This window comes from Streptomyces sp. NPDC051578 (assembly GCF_044454045.1).
Classification (GTDB): domain Bacteria; phylum Actinomycetota; class Actinomycetes; order Streptomycetales; family Streptomycetaceae; genus Streptomyces.
This window is the reverse complement of record NZ_JBITDH010000004.1, coordinates 515,719-533,036: the sequence shown is the minus strand read 5'-3', so window position 1 is coordinate 533,036 and position 17,318 is coordinate 515,719. Positions and strand designations below refer to the sequence as shown.

General features: G+C 72.1%; 18 protein-coding genes. 5 read left to right on the top strand and 13 right to left on the bottom strand.

What is annotated here, in order from left to right; translation table 11 throughout:
- Window positions 1-35 precede the first annotated feature (35 nt).
- The 4 genes from ACIA6C_RS21575 to ACIA6C_RS21560 all read left to right on the top strand — a co-directional run bounded on the left by ACIA6C_RS21575 (window position 36) and on the right by ACIA6C_RS21560 (window position 4,045).
- On the top strand, window positions 36-677 hold the full coding sequence (locus tag ACIA6C_RS21575; RefSeq protein WP_399278037.1) for a hypothetical protein: 642 nt from the start codon (window positions 36-38) through the stop codon (window positions 675-677).
- A 13-nt stretch (window positions 678-690) separates the two neighbouring features.
- Complete coding sequence (gene cseB / locus ACIA6C_RS21570) at window positions 691-1,401, top strand: two-component system response regulator CseB (RefSeq protein ID WP_361129933.1); 711 nt, start codon at window positions 691-693, stop codon at window positions 1,399-1,401.
- Window positions 1,402-1,414: 13 nt separating this feature from the next.
- Entirely contained in the window at window positions 1,415-2,728 is a 1,314-nt protein-coding gene (cseC, locus tag ACIA6C_RS21565; RefSeq protein ID WP_366082117.1) for a two-component system sensor histidine kinase CseC, read from the top strand.
- Between the two features lie 135 nt (window positions 2,729-2,863).
- Complete coding sequence (locus ACIA6C_RS21560) at window positions 2,864-4,045, top strand: LamG domain-containing protein (protein WP_399277972.1); 1,182 nt, start codon at window positions 2,864-2,866, stop codon at window positions 4,043-4,045.
- Window positions 4,046-4,100: 55 nt separating this feature from the next.
- On the opposite strand, the gene ACIA6C_RS21555 is transcribed toward ACIA6C_RS21560, so the two are convergent.
- Window positions 4,101-4,736: a M23 family metallopeptidase gene (locus ACIA6C_RS21555; protein WP_399277970.1), complete on the bottom strand. Its 636-nt coding sequence runs from the start codon at window positions 4,734-4,736 to the stop codon at window positions 4,101-4,103.
- 391 nt (window positions 4,737-5,127) lie between these two features.
- Window positions 5,128-7,653: an ATP-dependent Clp protease ATP-binding subunit gene (locus ACIA6C_RS21550; protein ID WP_361129945.1), complete on the bottom strand. Its 2,526-nt coding sequence runs from the start codon at window positions 7,651-7,653 to the stop codon at window positions 5,128-5,130.
- A 462-nt stretch (window positions 7,654-8,115) separates the two neighbouring features.
- Here ACIA6C_RS21550 and ACIA6C_RS21545 point away from each other — a divergent pair, with 462 nt between their 5' ends.
- The gene (locus ACIA6C_RS21545; protein ID WP_399277967.1) at window positions 8,116-8,721 is read left to right on the top strand and encodes an SCO3374 family protein; all 606 of its coding nucleotides are present in this window, start codon (window positions 8,116-8,118) and stop codon (window positions 8,719-8,721) included.
- On the opposite strand, the gene ACIA6C_RS21540 is transcribed toward ACIA6C_RS21545, so the two are convergent.
- The 11 genes from ACIA6C_RS21540 to ACIA6C_RS21490 all read right to left on the bottom strand — a co-directional run bounded on the left by ACIA6C_RS21540 (window position 8,703) and on the right by ACIA6C_RS21490 (window position 17,261).
- Complete coding sequence (locus tag ACIA6C_RS21540; protein WP_190186103.1) at window positions 8,703-9,038, bottom strand: Lsr2 family protein; 336 nt, start codon at window positions 9,036-9,038, stop codon at window positions 8,703-8,705. The two genes, ACIA6C_RS21545 and ACIA6C_RS21540, sit on opposite strands and share 19 nt — an antisense overlap.
- 175 nt (window positions 9,039-9,213) lie before the next feature.
- Window positions 9,214-9,744, bottom strand: coding sequence for an amino-acid N-acetyltransferase (locus ACIA6C_RS21535; protein ID WP_366083212.1), 531 nt, complete (start codon window positions 9,742-9,744; stop codon window positions 9,214-9,216).
- Window positions 9,745-9,753: 9 nt separating this feature from the next.
- Window positions 9,754-10,251: a BlaI/MecI/CopY family transcriptional regulator gene (locus tag ACIA6C_RS21530; protein WP_399278034.1), complete on the bottom strand. Its 498-nt coding sequence runs from the start codon at window positions 10,249-10,251 to the stop codon at window positions 9,754-9,756.
- A 201-nt stretch (window positions 10,252-10,452) separates the two neighbouring features.
- Window positions 10,453-10,620 carry a hypothetical protein gene (locus tag ACIA6C_RS21525; RefSeq protein WP_361129958.1) on the bottom strand — a complete coding sequence of 56 codons (168 nt, stop codon included), beginning with the start codon at window positions 10,618-10,620 and terminating at the stop codon, window positions 10,453-10,455.
- Between the two features lie 14 nt (window positions 10,621-10,634).
- Window positions 10,635-11,240, bottom strand: a complete 606-nt coding sequence (locus ACIA6C_RS21520) for a hypothetical protein (protein WP_366083214.1) — start codon at window positions 11,238-11,240, stop codon at window positions 10,635-10,637.
- 113 nt (window positions 11,241-11,353) lie between these two features.
- Window positions 11,354-11,545, bottom strand: coding sequence for a DUF397 domain-containing protein (locus tag ACIA6C_RS21515; protein ID WP_190185941.1), 192 nt, complete (start codon window positions 11,543-11,545; stop codon window positions 11,354-11,356).
- A gap of 199 nt (window positions 11,546-11,744) precedes the next feature.
- Window positions 11,745-12,554, bottom strand: a complete 810-nt coding sequence (locus ACIA6C_RS21510; protein ID WP_190185942.1) for a type III pantothenate kinase — start codon at window positions 12,552-12,554, stop codon at window positions 11,745-11,747.
- 3 nt (window positions 12,555-12,557) lie between these two features.
- Window positions 12,558-13,547 (bottom strand): carboxylating nicotinate-nucleotide diphosphorylase, encoded by a 990-nt coding sequence (gene nadC / locus ACIA6C_RS21505; protein WP_361129961.1) that lies wholly within the window; start codon window positions 13,545-13,547, stop codon window positions 12,558-12,560.
- Window positions 13,544-15,301, bottom strand: a complete 1,758-nt coding sequence (locus tag ACIA6C_RS21500) for an L-aspartate oxidase (protein ID WP_399277964.1) — start codon at window positions 15,299-15,301, stop codon at window positions 13,544-13,546. The genes nadC and ACIA6C_RS21500 overlap by 4 nt, the downstream gene beginning before the upstream one ends.
- A complete protein-coding gene (gene panC, locus ACIA6C_RS21495) occupies window positions 15,298-16,308 on the bottom strand; it encodes a pantoate--beta-alanine ligase (RefSeq protein ID WP_399277962.1) in 1,011 nt (336 codons plus the stop codon). The genes ACIA6C_RS21500 and panC overlap by 4 nt, the downstream gene beginning before the upstream one ends.
- Entirely contained in the window at window positions 16,305-17,261 is a 957-nt protein-coding gene (locus ACIA6C_RS21490) for a DUF2520 domain-containing protein (protein WP_361129970.1), read from the bottom strand. Before ACIA6C_RS21490 ends, panC begins: the two co-directional genes overlap by 4 nt.
- Window positions 17,262-17,318 lie beyond the last annotated feature (57 nt).

Here is a 17,318-nt window from a genome sequence, read left to right as displayed (position 1 = left end):
GCAAGGACGCCGGCGGCAGGTCGCCGCTGGCGGTGATGTCGGCGGGGACGGTCGTCCTCGTCGGCACCGGGCTGCTCGCGGTCGGCTGCTCGACCGGCGGCACGGGGCTGCGCGACGGCGGCCCGGCCCGGACCGAGACGGTGGCCCGGACCGGTGCGCCGACCGGCTCGGCCGCTTCCCCGAACGCCGCGTCCTCCGCGGGGTCCTCGGACCGGCCGTCCGGGAAGGTCGACCCCGTCGCGCTGCTCAAGGCGGACCCGAAGGTGAGCGCCGAGGTCAAGCGGGACCTCAAGCCCTGCACGGGCAAGGAGTACCCCGTCGACGTCAGCTACGGGAAGGTCACCGGAAGCCAGGTCGTCGACATCGTGGTCAACGTGCTGTCGTGCGCCGACGCGCTGGGGCGCGGCTCGTACGTGTACCGCGCCGAGGGCGCGACGTACGCGAACGTCTTCGCGGACGAGCAGCCCCCCGTCTACGCGGAGATCGACCGCGGCGACCTCGTGGTCACCAAGCCGGTGTACGGCAAGAGCGACGCGCTCTCGTACCCGTCCGGCGAGGACGTGATCACATACCGGTGGAGCGGGGACAAGTTCACCGAGCAGGACCGGGTCCACACGGACTACAGCAACGTCGACGGCGGTTCCCAGCCCTCCCCGGCCGCCGCACCCAAGAACTGAAGCGAGGCACCGCATGGCCGAGACCCATGTGCTGTTCGTGGAGGACGACGACGTCATCCGCGAGGCCACGACGCTGGCGCTGGAACGCGACGGCTTCGTGGTCACCGCCATGCCCGACGGCCTGGCCGGCCTGGAGTCGTTCCGGGCGAACCGCCCCGACATCGCGCTGCTCGACGTGATGGTGCCCGGCATGGACGGCGTGAGCCTCTGCCGTCGCATCCGCGACGAGTCCACCGTCCCGGTGATCATGCTGTCCGCGCGGGCCGACTCCATCGACGTCGTCCTCGGGCTGGAGGCGGGCGCCGACGACTACGTCACCAAGCCGTTCGACGGCTCCGTCCTGGTCGCCCGGATCCGCGCCGTGCTGCGCCGCTTCGGCCATGCCAACGGCGTGCACGGCGGCGGCCCGGCGGCCGGGGAGGAGGACCCCGGCGAGCGCGGGGTGCTGAACTTCGGCGACCTGGAGGTCGACACCGAGGGCATGGAGGTGCGCAAGGCGGGCGCCCCCGTGGCGCTGACCCCCACCGAAATGCGGCTGCTGCTGGAGTTCTCCTCCGCGCCCGGCACCGTCCTGTCCCGCGACCGGCTGCTGGAACGGGTCTGGGACTATGACTGGGGCGGCGACACCCGCGTCGTGGACGTCCACGTCCAGCGGCTGCGCACCAAGATCGGCCAGGACCGGATCGAAACGGTCCGTGGCTTCGGATACAAGCTCAAGGCATGAAACGGTCCACGCTGTGAAGCGGTTCACCCTGCGCACCGGGATCCGCTGGAAGATCGCCCTCGCCGTCGCCGCGGTCGGTGCGCTGATCGCCGTCGCGCTGAGCCTCGTGGTGCACAGCGCTGCCCGCGTGTCGATGCTGGAGAGCGCCCGCGAGGTGCAGCTGGACCGCGTGCAGTTCATCTCCCGCAACGCCGAGGCCGGGCGCAAGCCCCCCATGGGCGCCAAGCTCAACGACCCCGACCTGCCGGCCGAGCTGCGCGAGAAGGCGCGCAGCGGTCGGCGCGGGACCTACGTCCAGGAGAACCCGAGGGGCCTGCCGGAGGTGTGGGCTGCCGTACCGCTCGGCAACGGGCAGGTGGTGTCGCTGCACACCCAGTTCCGCGAGAGCGCCAACATGGTGCGCGACCTGGACCGGGCGCTGGTCATCGGCTCGCTGTCCGTGGTGCTCGCCGGCTCGGCGCTGGGCGTGCTCATCGGCGGGCAGATCTCACGCCGGCTGCGCAAGGCCGCGGCCGCGGCGCAGCGGGTGGCGCACGGCGATCCCGACGTACGGGTGCGGGACGCCGTGGGCGGTGTCGTACGGGACGAGACGGACGACCTGGCGCGGGCGGTGGACGCCATGGCGGACACCCTCCAGCAGCGGGTGGAGGCCGAGCGGCGGGTGACCGCCGACATCGCGCACGAGCTGCGCACCCCGGTGACGGGCCTGCTCACGGCTGCGGAACTGCTGCCTCCGGGCCGGCCGACCGAACTCGTACGGGACCGGGCGCAGGCGATGCGGGTGCTGGTCGAGGACGTGCTGGAGGTGGCCCGGCTGGACAGCGCCTCGGAGCGGGCCGAACTCCAGGACGTGGCGCTGGGCGAGTTCGTCACCCGGCGGGTGAAGGCGCTGATGCCGGAGGCCTCGGTACGGGTCGTCGCGGACGAGATCGTCAGCACCGACCCGCGCCGCCTGGAGCGGATCCTCGGCAACCTGCTGGCCAACGCCGGGCGGTACGGGCAGCCGCCGGTGCAGGTGGACATCGAGGGCCGGGTGGTGCGCGTACGGGACCACGGGCCGGGCTTCCCGGAGGCGCTGCTGCGCGAGGGGCCGAGCCGTTTCCGTACGGGGTCCACGGACCGGGCCGGGGTCGGGCACGGGCTGGGGCTGACCATCGCCGAGGGTCAGGCACGCGTCCTGGGCGCCCGGCTGACGTTCCGCAACGTCGCGGCGCCGGGGGCCGCGGCGGGCGGGGGCGCGGCCGCCGGGGCGGTGGCGGTGCTGTGGCTGCCGGAGCACGCGCCGACGGCCACCGGCAGCTTCCCGATCATCAAGCCCCCGGCGTAGCGGGCACCGGGGGCGTGGTCCCGATCGGTTCCTGACGCGTGGTCCCGATCGGTTCCTGATGCGTGATCCCGATCGGTTCCTGATCGGGACCTGCGGGCGTTCGCTCCGTACCGCCCATGTCTTAGCATCCGTGGAATGACCGACGGTACGAATCCCCACAGCAGCCCGCAGCCCGAGCAGCCCGCCCCGGGGAGCGGCGGCTACGGGTTCCCGCCGGGCACTCCGGCCTCCGGCGGCTACGGCTTCCCGCCCGGGGCTCCCGGCGGGCAGCAAGCGCCGGGCGGCTTCGGTCCCCCGCCGCAGACGGGCGGATACGGCTACCCGCAGCAGCCGCAGCCCGGCCCCTACCAGCAGGGCCCTTACGGGCAGCCCCAGCAGGCGCAGCCCCCGCAGCAGCCCTTCCCGGCCCCGGCCCCGACGCCGCAGCCCGACTGGGACGCGCTCGCGGACCGCTCGGCGGCGGCGCGGCGCAAGAAGCGGCTCTGGCTGATCGTGGGCGGGGTGAGCGTGCTGGCGCTGCTCGCCGCCGGAGGAACGTTCCTGCTCCTCGGCAAGGACAAGGACGGCGGACCGGACGGGGGCGGCGACGACAAGCCCTCGGCGTCCGCCTCCCCCTCGCAGAACCAGCCGCCCACCGACCTCACCCCGACCGTGCCGGGCGACCAGACGACCATCCGGGACCTGAGCGGCAAGTTCAACCTCAAGATGGGCCCCGACGCCGGGGTCTTCCCGATCGACAAGCGCTACGAGGTCCGGCTCAAGAACAACGCGAACTCGTTCGCCGAGTCCCAGCAGCGCGTCGTCGACACGTCCAAGAGCTTCACCGTCGCGGCCCGCGTATGGAACCGGGCCCCCAAGGGACGCCAGATCGCCATCAGCCAGGGCAACGAGAAGTCGTTCTCCTTCGAGCTGGGCCTGGACGAGGTGAACGGCAAGCCGGCCTGGATCTTCCGCGTGCAGACCGGGGACCAGGGCGCCGAGACCACCACCACGACGGTCGCCGGCGTGAGTCCGAAGATGGACAAGACGTTCTCGGAGCTGACGGCGACCTACGACGCGCCGAGCAAGAAGATCACGCTGTACGTGAACGGCAAGAAGGCGGACGAGGCGTCGGTGGCCTCGGGCATTTTCCCGGCCCCCGGCCCGCTGGAGATCGGCCGCTCCCGCCACCAGGACAACTGGACCGCCGCCTGGTACGGCGCCCTGGACAGCCTGCGCGTCTATGACGTGGCCCTGCCGCAGGACCGCATCGACGCCCTCAAGCCGGGCAAGCTCGACCCGGTGGCCCGCCCGACGGCTTCCTGGCTCCTGTACTGAGCCGCCGCGCCGGGGCTGGGGGGCTCAGTTGCCCGCCGCCCCGGCAGGACGGGGCTCAGACGGTGATGCCGACCTTGCGCAGGAAGGCGACCGGGTTCACGGCCGAGCCGTAGTTCGGGGTCGTGCGGATCTCGAAGTGCAGGTGCGGGCCCGTGGAGTTCCCGGTGTTGCCGGACAGGCCGATCTGCGCGCCCATGGCGACCTTCTGGCCGATCCTGACCTGGATCCGCGAGAGGTGCGCGTACTGGGAGTACGTGTTGTTCGCGTGCCGGATCACGATGGCGTTGCCGTACGCCGGGCCGTCGCCGCCGCCGTTGGGACCGGCCTTGACGACCACGCCCGCGCTCGCGGCGTGCACCGGGGTGCCGATCGGGCAGGCGAAGTCCTGGCCGGAGTGCTTGTGCGCCCACAGGCCGCCCGCCTGGGCGAAGGTCGCGGAGAGCGTGTAGCTGGCCACCGGCTTGTTCCAGGTGGCCGCCGGCTTCGCGGCCGCCGGCTTGGCGGCGGTGGTGGCGGCCTGCGCCTGGGCCTTGGCCTGGGCGGCCACCAGCTGTGCGGTTCCGGTGAGGGCGCTGTTGGCCTCGTCGGCGAAGGCGGCGGACGTGCCGGCCCCGAGAGCCAGTGCCGCACCGAGACCGGTGGCGACGAGGGCGAGACGGGTACGACGGGTGCTGGCGCGCTTCGCGGACATGCGGGGACCTCCGGGGCCGGGAACAGGGCAACAAGCTGCCCGGCGCGCTCGGCGGCTGCCGACGTACCGGGCTGGGCTCGCCCACTTTGGTAACCCGTCCCCCCGCCCCCGCTCAAACCGCCCCATTACTACCCGAGCTCGTAGATACGGACGAACCACTCGGGACGGTTGACCGCCTCCCATCTGGGAGAAGCCAGGGGCAAAACGGACACTCGATCTACGAAAGGTGGTAGGAGGTCCGATTTGCCCTGTGCGGCTTGTCACCGCCGCGCGGCCGTGTACGACCCACGTCCCGGGGCAGAGGGGGCGCGCACCCGCGCAAGCGAAAGGGCGGCCCCGGGACCTCTATGGTCCCAGGGCCGCCCTTCATGCCGCCGGCAGCGGCCCGCGCTTACGCGCCCTTGGAGAGATCCGGGCCGGAGCCCGTCGCCTCGATCGGAGGCATGTCCGGCAGAGCCGTCTTCTCCTCGCCGCGGAAGGTGAACTTGGCGTCGTCGCCCTCACCCTCCACACCCACGACCACGATGTGACCGGGGCGCAGCTCGCCGAAGAGGATCTTCTCCGACAGCATGTCCTCGATCTCGCGCTGGATGGTCCGGCGCAGCGGGCGCGCACCCATGATCGGGTCGTAGCCGCGCTTGGCCAGGAGCTGCTTCGCCTCGCCGCTGAGCTCGATGCCCATGTCGCGGTCCTTGAGGCGCTCGTCCACCTTGGCGATCATCAGGTCGACGATCTGGATGATGTCTTCCTGCGTGAGCTGGTGGAAGACGACCGTGTCGTCGACACGGTTGAGGAACTCGGGCCGGAAGTGCTGCTTGAGCTCTTCGTTGACCTTCGCCTTCATCCGGTCGTATCCGGTCTTGGTGTCGCCCTGGGCCGCGAAGCCCAGGTTGAAGCCCTTCGAGATGTCCCGCGTACCCAGGTTGGTCGTCATGATGATGACCGTGTTCTTGAAGTCCACGACCCGGCCCTGGGAGTCGGTCAGGCGACCGTCCTCAAGGATCTGGAGAAGGGAATTGAAGATATCCGGGTGCGCCTTCTCGACCTCGTCGAAGAGGACGACGGAGAACGGCTTCCGGCGGACCTTCTCGGTCAGCTGACCACCCTCTTCGTAGCCCACGTAGCCGGGGGGCGAACCGAAGAGACGGGAAACCGTGTGCTTCTCGCTGAACTCCGACATGTCGAGGGAGATCAGCGCGTCCTCGTCGCCGAAGAGGAATTCGGCGAGCGTCTTGGAGAGCTCGGTCTTACCGACGCCCGAGGGGCCGGCGAAGATGAACGAGCCACCGGGACGCTTCGGGTCCTTGAGACCCGCACGGGTACGGCGGATCGCCTGCGAGAGGGCCTTGATGGCGTCCTTCTGGCCGATGACGCGACGGTGGAGCTCGTCCTCCATGCGCAGGAGCCGCGAGGACTCCTCCTCGGTCAGCTTGAAGACGGGAATGCCGGTCGCGGTCGCGAGGACTTCGGCGATGAGCTCACCGTCGACCTCGGCGACGACGTCCATGTCGCCGGCCTTCCATTCCTTCTCGCGCTTGGCCTTCGCCGCCAGCAACTGCTTCTCCGAATCACGGAGCGAGGCCGCCTTCTCGAAGTCCTGGGAGTCGATGGCCGACTCCTTGTCCCGACGGACGTTCGCGATCTTCTCGTCGAACTCGCGGAGGTCCGGCGGTGCGGTCATCCGGCGGATGCGCATCCGGGAGCCGGCCTCGTCGATCAGGTCGATCGCCTTGTCCGGCAGGAAGCGGTCCGAGATGTAGCGGTCCGCGAGGGTGGCCGCCTGCACGAGGGCCTCGTCCGTGATGGAGACGCGGTGGTGGGCCTCGTAGCGGTCGCGCAGGCCCTTGAGGATCTCGATCGTGTGGGGGAGGGAAGGCTCCGCCACCTGGATCGGCTGGAAACGGCGCTCCAGCGCCGCGTCCTTCTCGAGGTGCTTGCGGTACTCGTCCAGGGTCGTGGCACCGATGGTCTGGAGCTCGCCACGGGCCAGCATGGGCTTGAGGATGCTGGCGGCATCGATCGCGCCCTCGGCGGCACCCGCACCCACGAGGGTGTGGAGCTCGTCGATGAACAGGATGATGTCGCCGCGGGTGCGGATCTCCTTGAGCACCTTCTTGAGGCGCTCCTCGAAGTCACCGCGGTAGCGGGAACCGGCGACCAGGGCGCCCAGGTCGAGGGTGTAGAGGTGCTTGTCCTTGAGGGTCTCGGGCACCTCGCCCTTGACGATGGCCTGGGCCAGGCCCTCGACGACGGCGGTCTTGCCGACGCCGGGCTCGCCGATGAGCACCGGGTTGTTCTTGGTCCGGCGGGACAGCACCTGCATGACCCGCTCGATCTCCTTCTCGCGCCCGATGACCGGGTCGAGCTTGGATTCGCGGGCAGCCTGGGTGAGGTTGCGGCCGAACTGGTCGAGGACGAGCGAGGTCGAGGGGGTTCCCTCGGCCGGGCCGCCTGCCGTGGCCGACTCCTTGCCGCCTCCGGAGTACCCGGAGAGCAGCTGGATGACCTGCTGCCGGACCCTGTTCAGATCGGCGCCCAGCTTCACGAGGACCTGGGCGGCGACGCCCTCGCCCTCGCGGATCAGGCCGAGCAGGATGTGCTCGGTGCCGATGTAGTTGTGGCCGAGCTGGAGGGCCTCTCGGAGCGAAAGCTCCAGGACCTTCTTCGCCCGCGGGGTGAAGGGGATGTGGCCGGACGGGGCCTGCTGCCCCTGACCGATGATCTCCTCAACCTGCTGGCGAACAGCCTCGAGCGAAATCCCGAGGCTCTCCAGGGCCTTAGCGGCGACACCCTCACCCTCGTGGATCAAGCCCAGGAGGATGTGCTCGGTGCCGATGTAGTTGTGGTTGAGCATCCGGGCTTCTTCCTGAGCCAGGACGACAACCCGCCGCGCGCGGTCGGTGAACCTCTCGAACATCGTTTATCGCTCCTCAGAGCGGTCGGGCAGTTCGGGGTCGGTCCCCGCCCTGTCCTTCCGCATGCTAGTCCCGCGGGGCGGGACAGCTCATTCCAACTGCCGACATCCGTCCGCGGCTCACCCCCACGTTCTGTGGGAAAACCGGCCGTAAGAGCCGACAACTGCTCCAACCCGATGGTGCGAGACGATGTTCCCGCAGGCCAGGCAGATACCCGTCACACGTGTACGCCGATGGCGAACGGAACCCCCTCGAAGGCCGTCCACCTCGCCGTGTCGCCCCTATCCACTAGGAATGTCTTACCCCTAAGGACGAACGGTCCATGCCGGGGACCACGGTTGTCTCCGCTACGGGCGAACAGGCTTCCGTCTTCGAATGTGGGACGGAGCCCGCCGGACGTTTACGTTCCGCATTCTTCCGTACGCGGGGCGTAACCCCGATCGGAATCCGCAGTTGCTCGGGACATGGCACTCACCGCCGCCGGCAACGCCCTCGGCCTCGCCGCCGTCCCTCCGCCCCGGACCGCGCCCGGCGCGGAGTCCTGCGCCGCCTGGTACGCCCGCGTGCCCGGCTGGACCCTGGCGGCCGCCGCGCCCGCACGGCTCGCCACCGGGACCGTGTTCGACGTACTGGAGCTGCCTGCCGACGCGGGGACGCAGGTGCTGCGCCGCCGGGTCGCCACCGGACCGGTGGCCGTGGCGGGCCGCCGGATGCGGTTCCTCGTGGCGCCCGGGGCCGCGGAGGAGCTGGACGGGCTCCTCGACTGGCTGGAATGGGGCGGGGTGGACCTCGACCTCACCGCGCTCGGCGAGGGGGGCCTGATCGCCGCCCCGGCGCCTCCGGGGCAACCCGCGGCGCACGCCCCTCGGGGGGCCGCGGTGTGGCTGCGGCCCCCCGAGCAGGGGTGCGAGGCATCACTGCCCGCCCTGCCCGGTCCGGGGCAGGGCGACGGGCCCGATCTCGTACGCCTGGTCGCCGCGGCGGCGACGGAGTGCCACAGGGCGCGCCTGCGGCGGCGTACGGCCCCGGCGGGGCGGGCCGGCGCCGTGGATCAGGCCCGGTTCTCGTAGGCCTCGCGGATCTCGGCGGGGACGCGGCCGCGGTCGTTGACCGTGAGGCCCTTGGCCTTCGCCCAGGCGCGGATCTCCGCGGTGTCCGGGTTGCCGGACGTCGCGGCGGCGCGGCCCTTGGAACGGCCCGCGGCGGCACGGCCACCGGTGCGGCGGCCGCTCTTGGTGTAAGGGTCGAGCAGGCCGCGGAGCTTTTCAGCGTTGGCGGCGGTGAGGTCGATCTCGTAGGTCTTGCCGTCCAGAGCGAACGTCACGGTCTCGTCCGCCTCGCCACCGTCGAGGTCGTCGACAAGAAGGACCTGAACCTTCTGTGCCACCGGATTTCCTTTCATCGAAAATGCAGTACGCGGAAAGGAAACCGCTTTTGCCGGGAAAACACAAACCCCCGGTGAGAGGTTCAAGGCGGCCGCGGAGCGGGAAACGTACGCGATTCGGACATAGGCCACAGGCGTGCGGAGCCCGTAAAAGCGGCTCTGATCGAGCACCCACCGATCAGAGGTGCAGAAGCATCCGACTGTTGCCCAAGGTGTTCGGCTTCACTCGTTCGAGACCGAGGAACTCGGCGACGCCCTCGTCATAGGAACGCAGGAGCTCCATGTAGACATCGGTCTCGACCGCGGTCTCCCCGATCTCGACGAAGCCGTGCTTCGCGAAGAAGTCCACTTCGAAGGTGAGGCAGAAAACCCGGCTCACGCCGAGCCGGCGCGCGGTCTCCAACAACTTCGCCAGCACCCGGTGCCCCACACCGGACCCCTTCAAGGCGCGGTCGACCGCGAGAGTGCGCACTTCGGCGAGGTCTTCCCACATCACGTGGAGAGCGCCGCAGCCGACGACCTGGCCGTCGCTGTCGCGTTCCGCGACCCAGAACTCCTGGATGTCCTCGTAAAGGACCACGGGGGCTTTGTCGAGCAGGATCCGCTGCTGCACGTACTGGTCGAGCAGGCGGCGCAGTGCGGGAACATCGCTCGTGCGCGCGCGGCGGATGGTCACTGATTTGGCGTCTTCGGCGGAAAACTCTCCCATGCGGTGACGCTATCGCCCCGGCTCGGGCGGCCGCTCGCCGGTGTCCCCCTCGGCTCCTGCGGCTTCTGCGGCTTCCCCGGCGCCCTCGGCTTCCCCGGCGCCCTCGGCTGCCACGGCCGGCGAGGGCGCCGAGGCGGGCGGGGGCGGCGCCGCTCCGGTGGCGGGTTCCGCGGGCGCCTCGTCGTCGTGGCCGACGATCCGTACGGCGTCCCGGAGGGCTTCGCGCTGTTCCTGGGACATCATGCCGAAGAAGGCCACGAGGGCGGCCGCCGGGTTGTCGCTGGTCGACCAGGCCTCGTTCATCAGTGCGGCCGAGTAGGCGGCCCGGGTGGAGACCGCCGTATAGCGATAGGCGCGGCCTTCGGCTTCCCGCCGGACCCAGCCCTTCTGATGGAGGTTGTCCATAACGGTCATGACCGTGGTGTACGCGATGGACCGTTCCTGCTGAAGGTCTTCCAAGACTTCACGAACGGTGACCGGGCGGTTCCACTGCCACACCCGTGTCATCACGGCGTCTTCGAGTTCTCCCAAGGGGCGAGGCACAACAGCACGATAGTGCGGGTTGTCAGGAATTGCCCGACTATTCGGACGACAACGCGCGACAAATGTGGGGCCCCGACTCGGTCGGGGCCCCACACGAGTTCTCGGGCCGGCTCCCGGTCCGCCGGGACAGTTCCCGGCCTGCGGGTCTGCTCCCGGTCCGCCGGGTCAGTTCCCGGTCTGCCGGGCCGCCTCGGCGCGGGCGAGTACGGCGTCCACCGCCGCGTCTTCCTTTGCCTTGTTGGCGCCGCCCTGGCTCTTCACGATCGTCTTGACGAGGAAGATGAAGAACACGGCCATCACGAAGGGGGGCACGAGCGCGGAAACGTAGTCCATGCCCACCAGCGTAGCTATCCCGCCGCGCGGTCGTCCTTCGGGGGCGGGGTGGGCTTGCGGCGCGGCGGGAAGACCTCACCCGGAGTGGGGATGGGCCGCTCCGGATGCGGCGCCGGCTTCCCACCCGGCTGCGCGGGCTTCTCGGCGGGCCGGGAGGCGGGGCGGGGCTCGGGCCTCGGCTCGGGACGCCGCTCCTCCTCGCGGCCACCGGCCAGGGCCAGCAGGCGGGTCCGGGGCGCCGGCGTGGTGGAGAGCCGGCGGCGCACGGAGCGCTCCGCGATCTTCTGGGCCCGGTCCAGCACCGCTGCGGCGACCGGGTTGGCCCGCAGCGCCCGTAGCGCGGCGAGGTCGTCGGGGACGGGCTCGTAGCCGGCGGCCAGGGCGTCCTGGAGCAGCTCCAGGTACCCGGGCAGACTCCCCGGGAGGGCGGCTCTGTAGCGGGCCAGGTCGGCGAGGAGGAACTCTCTGAGCCGCCCCGCCTCCTGCACCGCGTCGTCCACCGACGCCGCGAGGCGCAGGCAGTCCTGGACCTCGCCGGCCGTCAGGGGGGCCGGGGAGGACTGGAGGGCGTGGGCGAGCGAACGCCTGAGCAGGTGCAGCTCAGCAGCGCTGAACGCCATGCCGCCGCGGGAACCGTAGGGCGTGGGCATGGTGCGAAGATACGCGCTAATCGGACAAAATCCCCCGATGTGGGTTCTTCCCGGCGCGCCGGGGAACCGTCCCGCGGCTCTTCCTACGGCTGCGCCTTGACCGCTTCCAGGAAGGCTGCCCAGGCCGCGTGGGTGGTGGCCAGGACCAGGTGGGCCGGGTCCGCGCGGTCCGCGACGCGGACCAGGACGCCGGGGGCGGAGGCGACGTAGACGCATGCGTCGCCGTCGCCGCAGTAGGACGACTTCTGCCAGGTGAGCCGAGCGGTCGCGGTCATGGTGGTCTCCTCCGCCGGGGAAGGGTTCGGGTGTTTCCCGGAGGGACCGTAACCCCGTCGGACGTGCGTTCCGGCCATTTCGGGGAAATTCCTCGTCGGGGAATTCCCCGTCCGGCCCGGCCCGCGGGGCTTGGCCGGACGCCGGAGCGGCCGGTCCGGCGAGGCGGCTCGGCCCGCCCGGGCGGGCAGGGCGCGGGAGCTAGTCGAAGTTGGGCGCGTTCCGCTCGTAGACCAGCCGCAGGCCGATCAGCGTCAGCCACGGCTCGTGGTCGTCGATCGCCGAGGACTCGCCGAGGACCATCGGGGCCAGGCCGCCCGTCGCGATGACGCGCACGTCGTCCGGCTCGCCGTGGGGGCCGGCCAGCTCCTTGGCCATGCGCGCGACGACCCCGTCGACCTGGCCCGCGAAGCCGTACACCACGCCCGACTGCATCGCCTCGACGGTGGACTTGCCGATCACGTTGCGCGGGCGGGCCAGCTCGATCTTGCGCAGCTGCGCGCCCCGGACGCCCAGTGCCTCCATCGAGATCTCGATGCCCGGCGCGATCACCCCGCCCACGTACTCCCCCTTCGCCGACACCGCGTCGAAGGTGGTCGCCGTACCGAAGTCGACCACGATCGCCGGGCCGCCGTAGAGCTCGACGGCCGCGACCGCGTTGATGATGCGGTCCGCGCCGACCTCCTTCGGGTTGTCCATCAGGATCGGCACACCGGTCTTGATGCCGGGCTCCACCAACACCGCGGGGACGTCCCCGTAGTACCGGCGGGTGACCTCGCGCAGCTCGTGCAGCACCGAGGGCACCGTCGAGCAGATCGCGATGCCGTGGATCCCGTCGCCCAGTTCGGTGCCGAGCATCGGGTGCGTGCCCATCAGGCCCTGCATCAGGACGGCCATCTCGTCGGCCGTCCGCCGCGGGTCGGTCGAGATGCGCCAGTGCTCGACGATCTCGTCACCGTCGAACAGGCCCAGAACCGTATGGGTGTTGCCGACGTCGATGGTCAGGAGCATGGGTTACACCGCCTCGCGCAGATCGAGGCCGATGTCGAGGATCGGCGAGGAGTGCGTCAGCGCGCCGACCGCGAGGTAGTCCACGCCGGTCAGGGCGTAGTCGCGGGCGGTGTCCAGGGTGAGCCGGCCCGAGGACTCCAGGACCGCGCGGCCGGCGACGAGGGCGACCGCCTCGGCCGTCTGGGCCACCGTGAAATTGTCCAGCAGGATCAGGTCGGCGCCGGCCTCCAGGACCTCGCCGATCTGCTCCAGCGTGTCGACCTCGACCTCGATCGGGACCTCCGGGAAGGCCTCGCGCACGGCGGAGAACGCCTGCGCCACGCCGCCCGCGGCGACGACGTGGTTGTCCTTGACCAGGGCCGCGTCCGACAGGGACATGCGGTGGTTGACGCCGCCGCCGCAGCGGACCGCGTACTTCTCCAGCGCGCGCAGGCCCGGGGTCGTCTTGCGGGTGTCGCGGACCTTGGCCGTCGTGCCCTCCAGGACGTCCGCCCAGCGGCGGGTGGCGGTCGCGATGCCGGACATCCGGCACAGCAGGTTCAGCGCGCTGCGCTCGGCGGTCAGCAGGTCGCGGGTGCGGGAGCGTACGGACAGCAGCAGCTGCCCGGCCTTGACGGCGTCGCCGTCCTCCGCGTGCCGCTCCACCTCGAACGCCTCGGTGCACACCATCGAGAACACGGCCTCGGCGACGCGCAGACCGGCCACGACGCCGTCCTCGCGGGCGACGAAGTCCGCGACGGCCTCCGCCTCTTCGGGCACGGTGGCGACGGTGGTGACGTCGACCCCGCCGTCCAGGTCCTCGGACAGCGCCATGTGCGCGATGTCCTCGACCTCGACCGGGTCCAGGCCCGCGTCGGTCAGCAGCTGGGCCAGCGCCGGGTCCAGGCCGGACTCCTCGCCGTCACCGCAGGCGCAGTCGTCGCCGCAACCGCCCTCCGACCGGTCGATGAGGGGGAGTTCGTCGTGCTGGTGGTCGTGCTCGTGCGTGCTCACGCTGACTGCTCCATGCTGTCGTTGACGGTGTCGGTGCCATCGGGGGACCGCTGTACGGACGGGAAGTCCGCCGAGTCGGTGGGGGTGACGACCAGGGCCCGCTTCTCGGTCGCGGAGAGCCGGACGACGAGGTGGCGCCGCCAGTTCTCGTCGTCCCGGTCGGGGTGGTCCTCGCGCCAGTGGCAGCCGCGGGTCTCCTCGCGCCGCCGCGCCGCGGCGACCAGGACCCGGGCCACGCACAGGAGGTTGGTGGCCTCCCAAGTGTCGACGCCCGGTTCGGCGGTCTTGCCGTGCGCCTCCAGGTCGCCCAGGGCGGCCGCGTACAGCTTTTCGAGCGCGGCGGCGGCGCCGGCGAGGGAGCCGGCGGAGCGCAGCACGCCCGCGCCGTCCGTCATGATGCGCTGGACCTCGTAGCGCGCCCCGGCGGGCTGCAGCGGGCCGGTGGCCGGGACGGGAACGACCGGGGCATGGGCGGCGGGCGGGTGGGCCACGATGTCCTCGGCGATGCGCTCGGCGAAGACCAGGCCCTCCAGCAGCGAGTTGGAGGCGAGCCGGTTCGCGCCGTGCACGCCGGTGCAGGCCACCTCGCCGCAGGCGTACAGGCCGGGGACGGTGGTGCGGCCGTGCAGGTCGGTGCGTACGCCGCCGGACGCGTAGTGGGCGGCGGGAGCGACCGGGATGGGCTCGGTCACCGGGTCGATGCCGTGGGCGCGGCAGGCGGCGAGGATGGTGGGGAAGCGCTGCTCCCACATCTCGGCGCCGAAGTGCCTGGCGTCCAGGTACATGTGGCCGGTGCCCTGCTCCTGCATGCGGCGCATGATGCCCTTGGCGACGATGTCGCGCGGGGCGAGTTCGGCCAGCTCGTGCTGGCCCACCATGAAGCGCACCCCGTCGGCGTCGACGAGGTGGGCGCCCTCGCCGCGGACCGCCTCCGACACCAGCGGCTGCTGGCCCTCGGCGTCCGGCCCCAGGAACAGCACCGTCGGGTGGAACTGGACGAACTCCAGGTCGGAGACCTCGGCGCCGGCGCGCAGGGCGAGGGCCACGCCGTCACCCGTGGAGACGGACGGGTTGGTGGTGGCGGAGAAGACCTGGCCCATGCCGCCGGTCGCGAGGATCACGGCCGGGGCGTGGACGGCGCCCACGCCGTCGTGCTGGCCTTCGCCCATGACGTGCAGGGTGACGCCGGCCGTACGGCCTTCGGCGTCCTGGAGGAGGTCCAGTACGAGGGCGTTCTCGACGGTACGGATACCGGCCGCCTGGACGGCCTCGACCAGGGCCCGGGAGATCTCGGCGCCCGTCGCGTCGCCGCCCGCGTGCGCGATCCGGCGGCGGTGGTGGCCGCCCTCGCGGGTCAGCTCGATCTCGCCCGTCTCGGCGGAGGTGTCGAAGACCGCGCCGGACTCCATGAGGCGGCGTACCGCGCCCGGGCCCTCGGTGACGAGCAGCCGTACGGCCGCCTCGTCGCACAGGCCGGCCCCGGCCACCAGCGTGTCGTCCAGGTGCTGCTCGGGGGTGTCGCCCTCGCCGAGGGCGGCCGCGATGCCGCCCTGTGCCCAGCGGGTGGAGCCGTCGTCGAGCCGGGCCTTGGTGACCACGACCGTACGGCGGCCCGCCGCGGCGCAGCGCAGCGCCACCGTCAGGCCCGCGACGCCCGAGCCGACGACCACGACGTCGGCTTCGACGGCCCAGCCGGGGGCGGGGGCGTGCAGCCGTATGCCGGTGCCGGCGGTGCCTGTGCCTGGGGTGCTCACGTGTGTGCTCCGAACTCCAATGGGATGTTGTCGATCAGCCGGGTCGTGCCCACCTTCGCGGCGACGGCCAGGACGGCCTGGCCGGTGAAGTCGGGGCCGACCTCGGTGAAGTCCTGCGGATCCACCAGCGCCAGGTAGTCCAAGGCCAGCGGCGGGTCCTGACGGGCCGCCTCCTCCAGGACGTGGCGGGCGGCCGCCCGCACGGCGTCGGGCAGGCCCGTACCGGCGGCGGAGACCGCCACCGAGACGGCGTGCGCGTCGGCGGAGGCGCGGATCTCGCCGAGCCGGGCCAGGCCGGTGGCCCGCTGGTCGCTGGCGGGGGCGGCCTCGGCGCGGGCGCGCAGGGCGGCCTGGGCTGCGAGGCGGTCGCGGCCCGCGAACAGGGCGCGGGACAGGGCGAGGGCCGTGCGGCGCTCGGCGGGCGCGAGGTAGCGGTTGCGGGAGGAGAGGGCGAGGCCGTCCTCCTCGCGGACGGTGGGTACGCCGACCACGTCCACCGCGAAGTTGAGGTCGGTGACCATCCGCCGGATCAGGGCCAGCTGCTGCGCGTCCTTCTGGCCGAAGAGGGCCAGGTCGGGACGGGTGAGGTGGAGCAGCTTGGCGACGACGGTGAGCATGCCGTCGAAGTGGCCGGGGCGGGTGGCCCCTTCGAGGCGGCCGCCCATGGGGCCGGCGCTGATGCGCACCTGGGGGTCGCCGCCGGGGTAGACCTCGTCGACGGCCGGGGCGAACACGGCGTCGGCGCCCGCCGCACGGGCGATCGCGAGATCGGCGTCGAGGGTGCGGGGGTAGCGGTCGAGGTCCTCGTTGGCCCCGAACTGGAGGGGGTTGACGAAGACGGTGACCACGACCTGGCCGGCGGGGCCGGCCAGATCACGGGCGGTGCGGACCAAGGTGGCGTGGCCGTCGTGCAGGGCGCCCATGGTCATGACGACGGCGCGGCGGCCGGTGCGCGGGAGCCGGTGCAGCGCGTCGGCGGTGTTCAGCAGCAGGGGGTGCTCGGTCATCGGCCGTCGCCCTCGGGGTCGGTTTCGGGGTCGGGGGTCGTCGCGCCCCCGGCGAGGGCGCCCAGCAGGTCCTCGGCGAGTTCCGGCTTGAGCAGACCGTGCGCCAGGGCGCGGTCGGCGGTGGTGCGGGCCATCGCGAGGTAGCCGGGCACGGCGGCGGGGGCGTGCTTGCGCAGCTCGGAGACGTGCGCGGCGACCGTACCGGCGTCACCGCGGGCCACCGGCCCGGTGAGCGCGGAGTCGCCGGAGCGCAGGGCGTTGTCGAGGGCCGCGCCGAGGAGGGGGCCGAGCATCCGGTCGGGGTGCTCGACGCCTGCCTTGCCGAGCAGTTCCATGGCCTGGGCGACCAGCGTGACCAGGTGGTTCGCGCCGAGGGCGAGGGCGGCGTGGTAGAGCGGGCGGTTCTCCTCCGCGATCCACTCGGGTTCCCCGCCCATCTCGATGACCAGGGCCTCGGCGGCGAGCCGCAGCTCGTCGGGGGCGGTCACGCCGAAGGAGCAGCCGGCCAGGCGCTGCACGTCGACCTCGGTGCCGGTGAAGGTCATCGCGGGGTGCAGGGCCAGCGGGAGGGCGCCCGCGCGCCGGGCCGGGTCCAGGACGGCGGTCCCGTAGCGCCCGGACGTGTGGACGAGGAGCTGGCCGGGGCGGATCGCGCCCGTCTCGGCGAGGCCCTCGACGAGGCCGGGCAGGGCGTCGTCCGGGACCGTCAGGAGCACCAGGTCGGCGTGTTCGAGCACCCGCTCGGCCGGGACGACCGGCACGTCGGGCAGCATCCGCGCGGCCCGGCGGCGGGAGGCGTCGGAGACACCGGAGACGGCGACGGGGCGGTGCCCGGCCTGCTGGAGGGCGCGGGCCAGCGCGGGGCCGACCCGGCCGGCGCCGACGACGCCCACGGCGAGCCGGGCAGGGCGGTCGGACGGATCCCGGGGCTCCGTCTGATGGGCTGCGTTCACGCGGGGAATGCCTTCCGTTCCAGTCCGCGGGGGGTACCGGACGATACGCCGCCATGC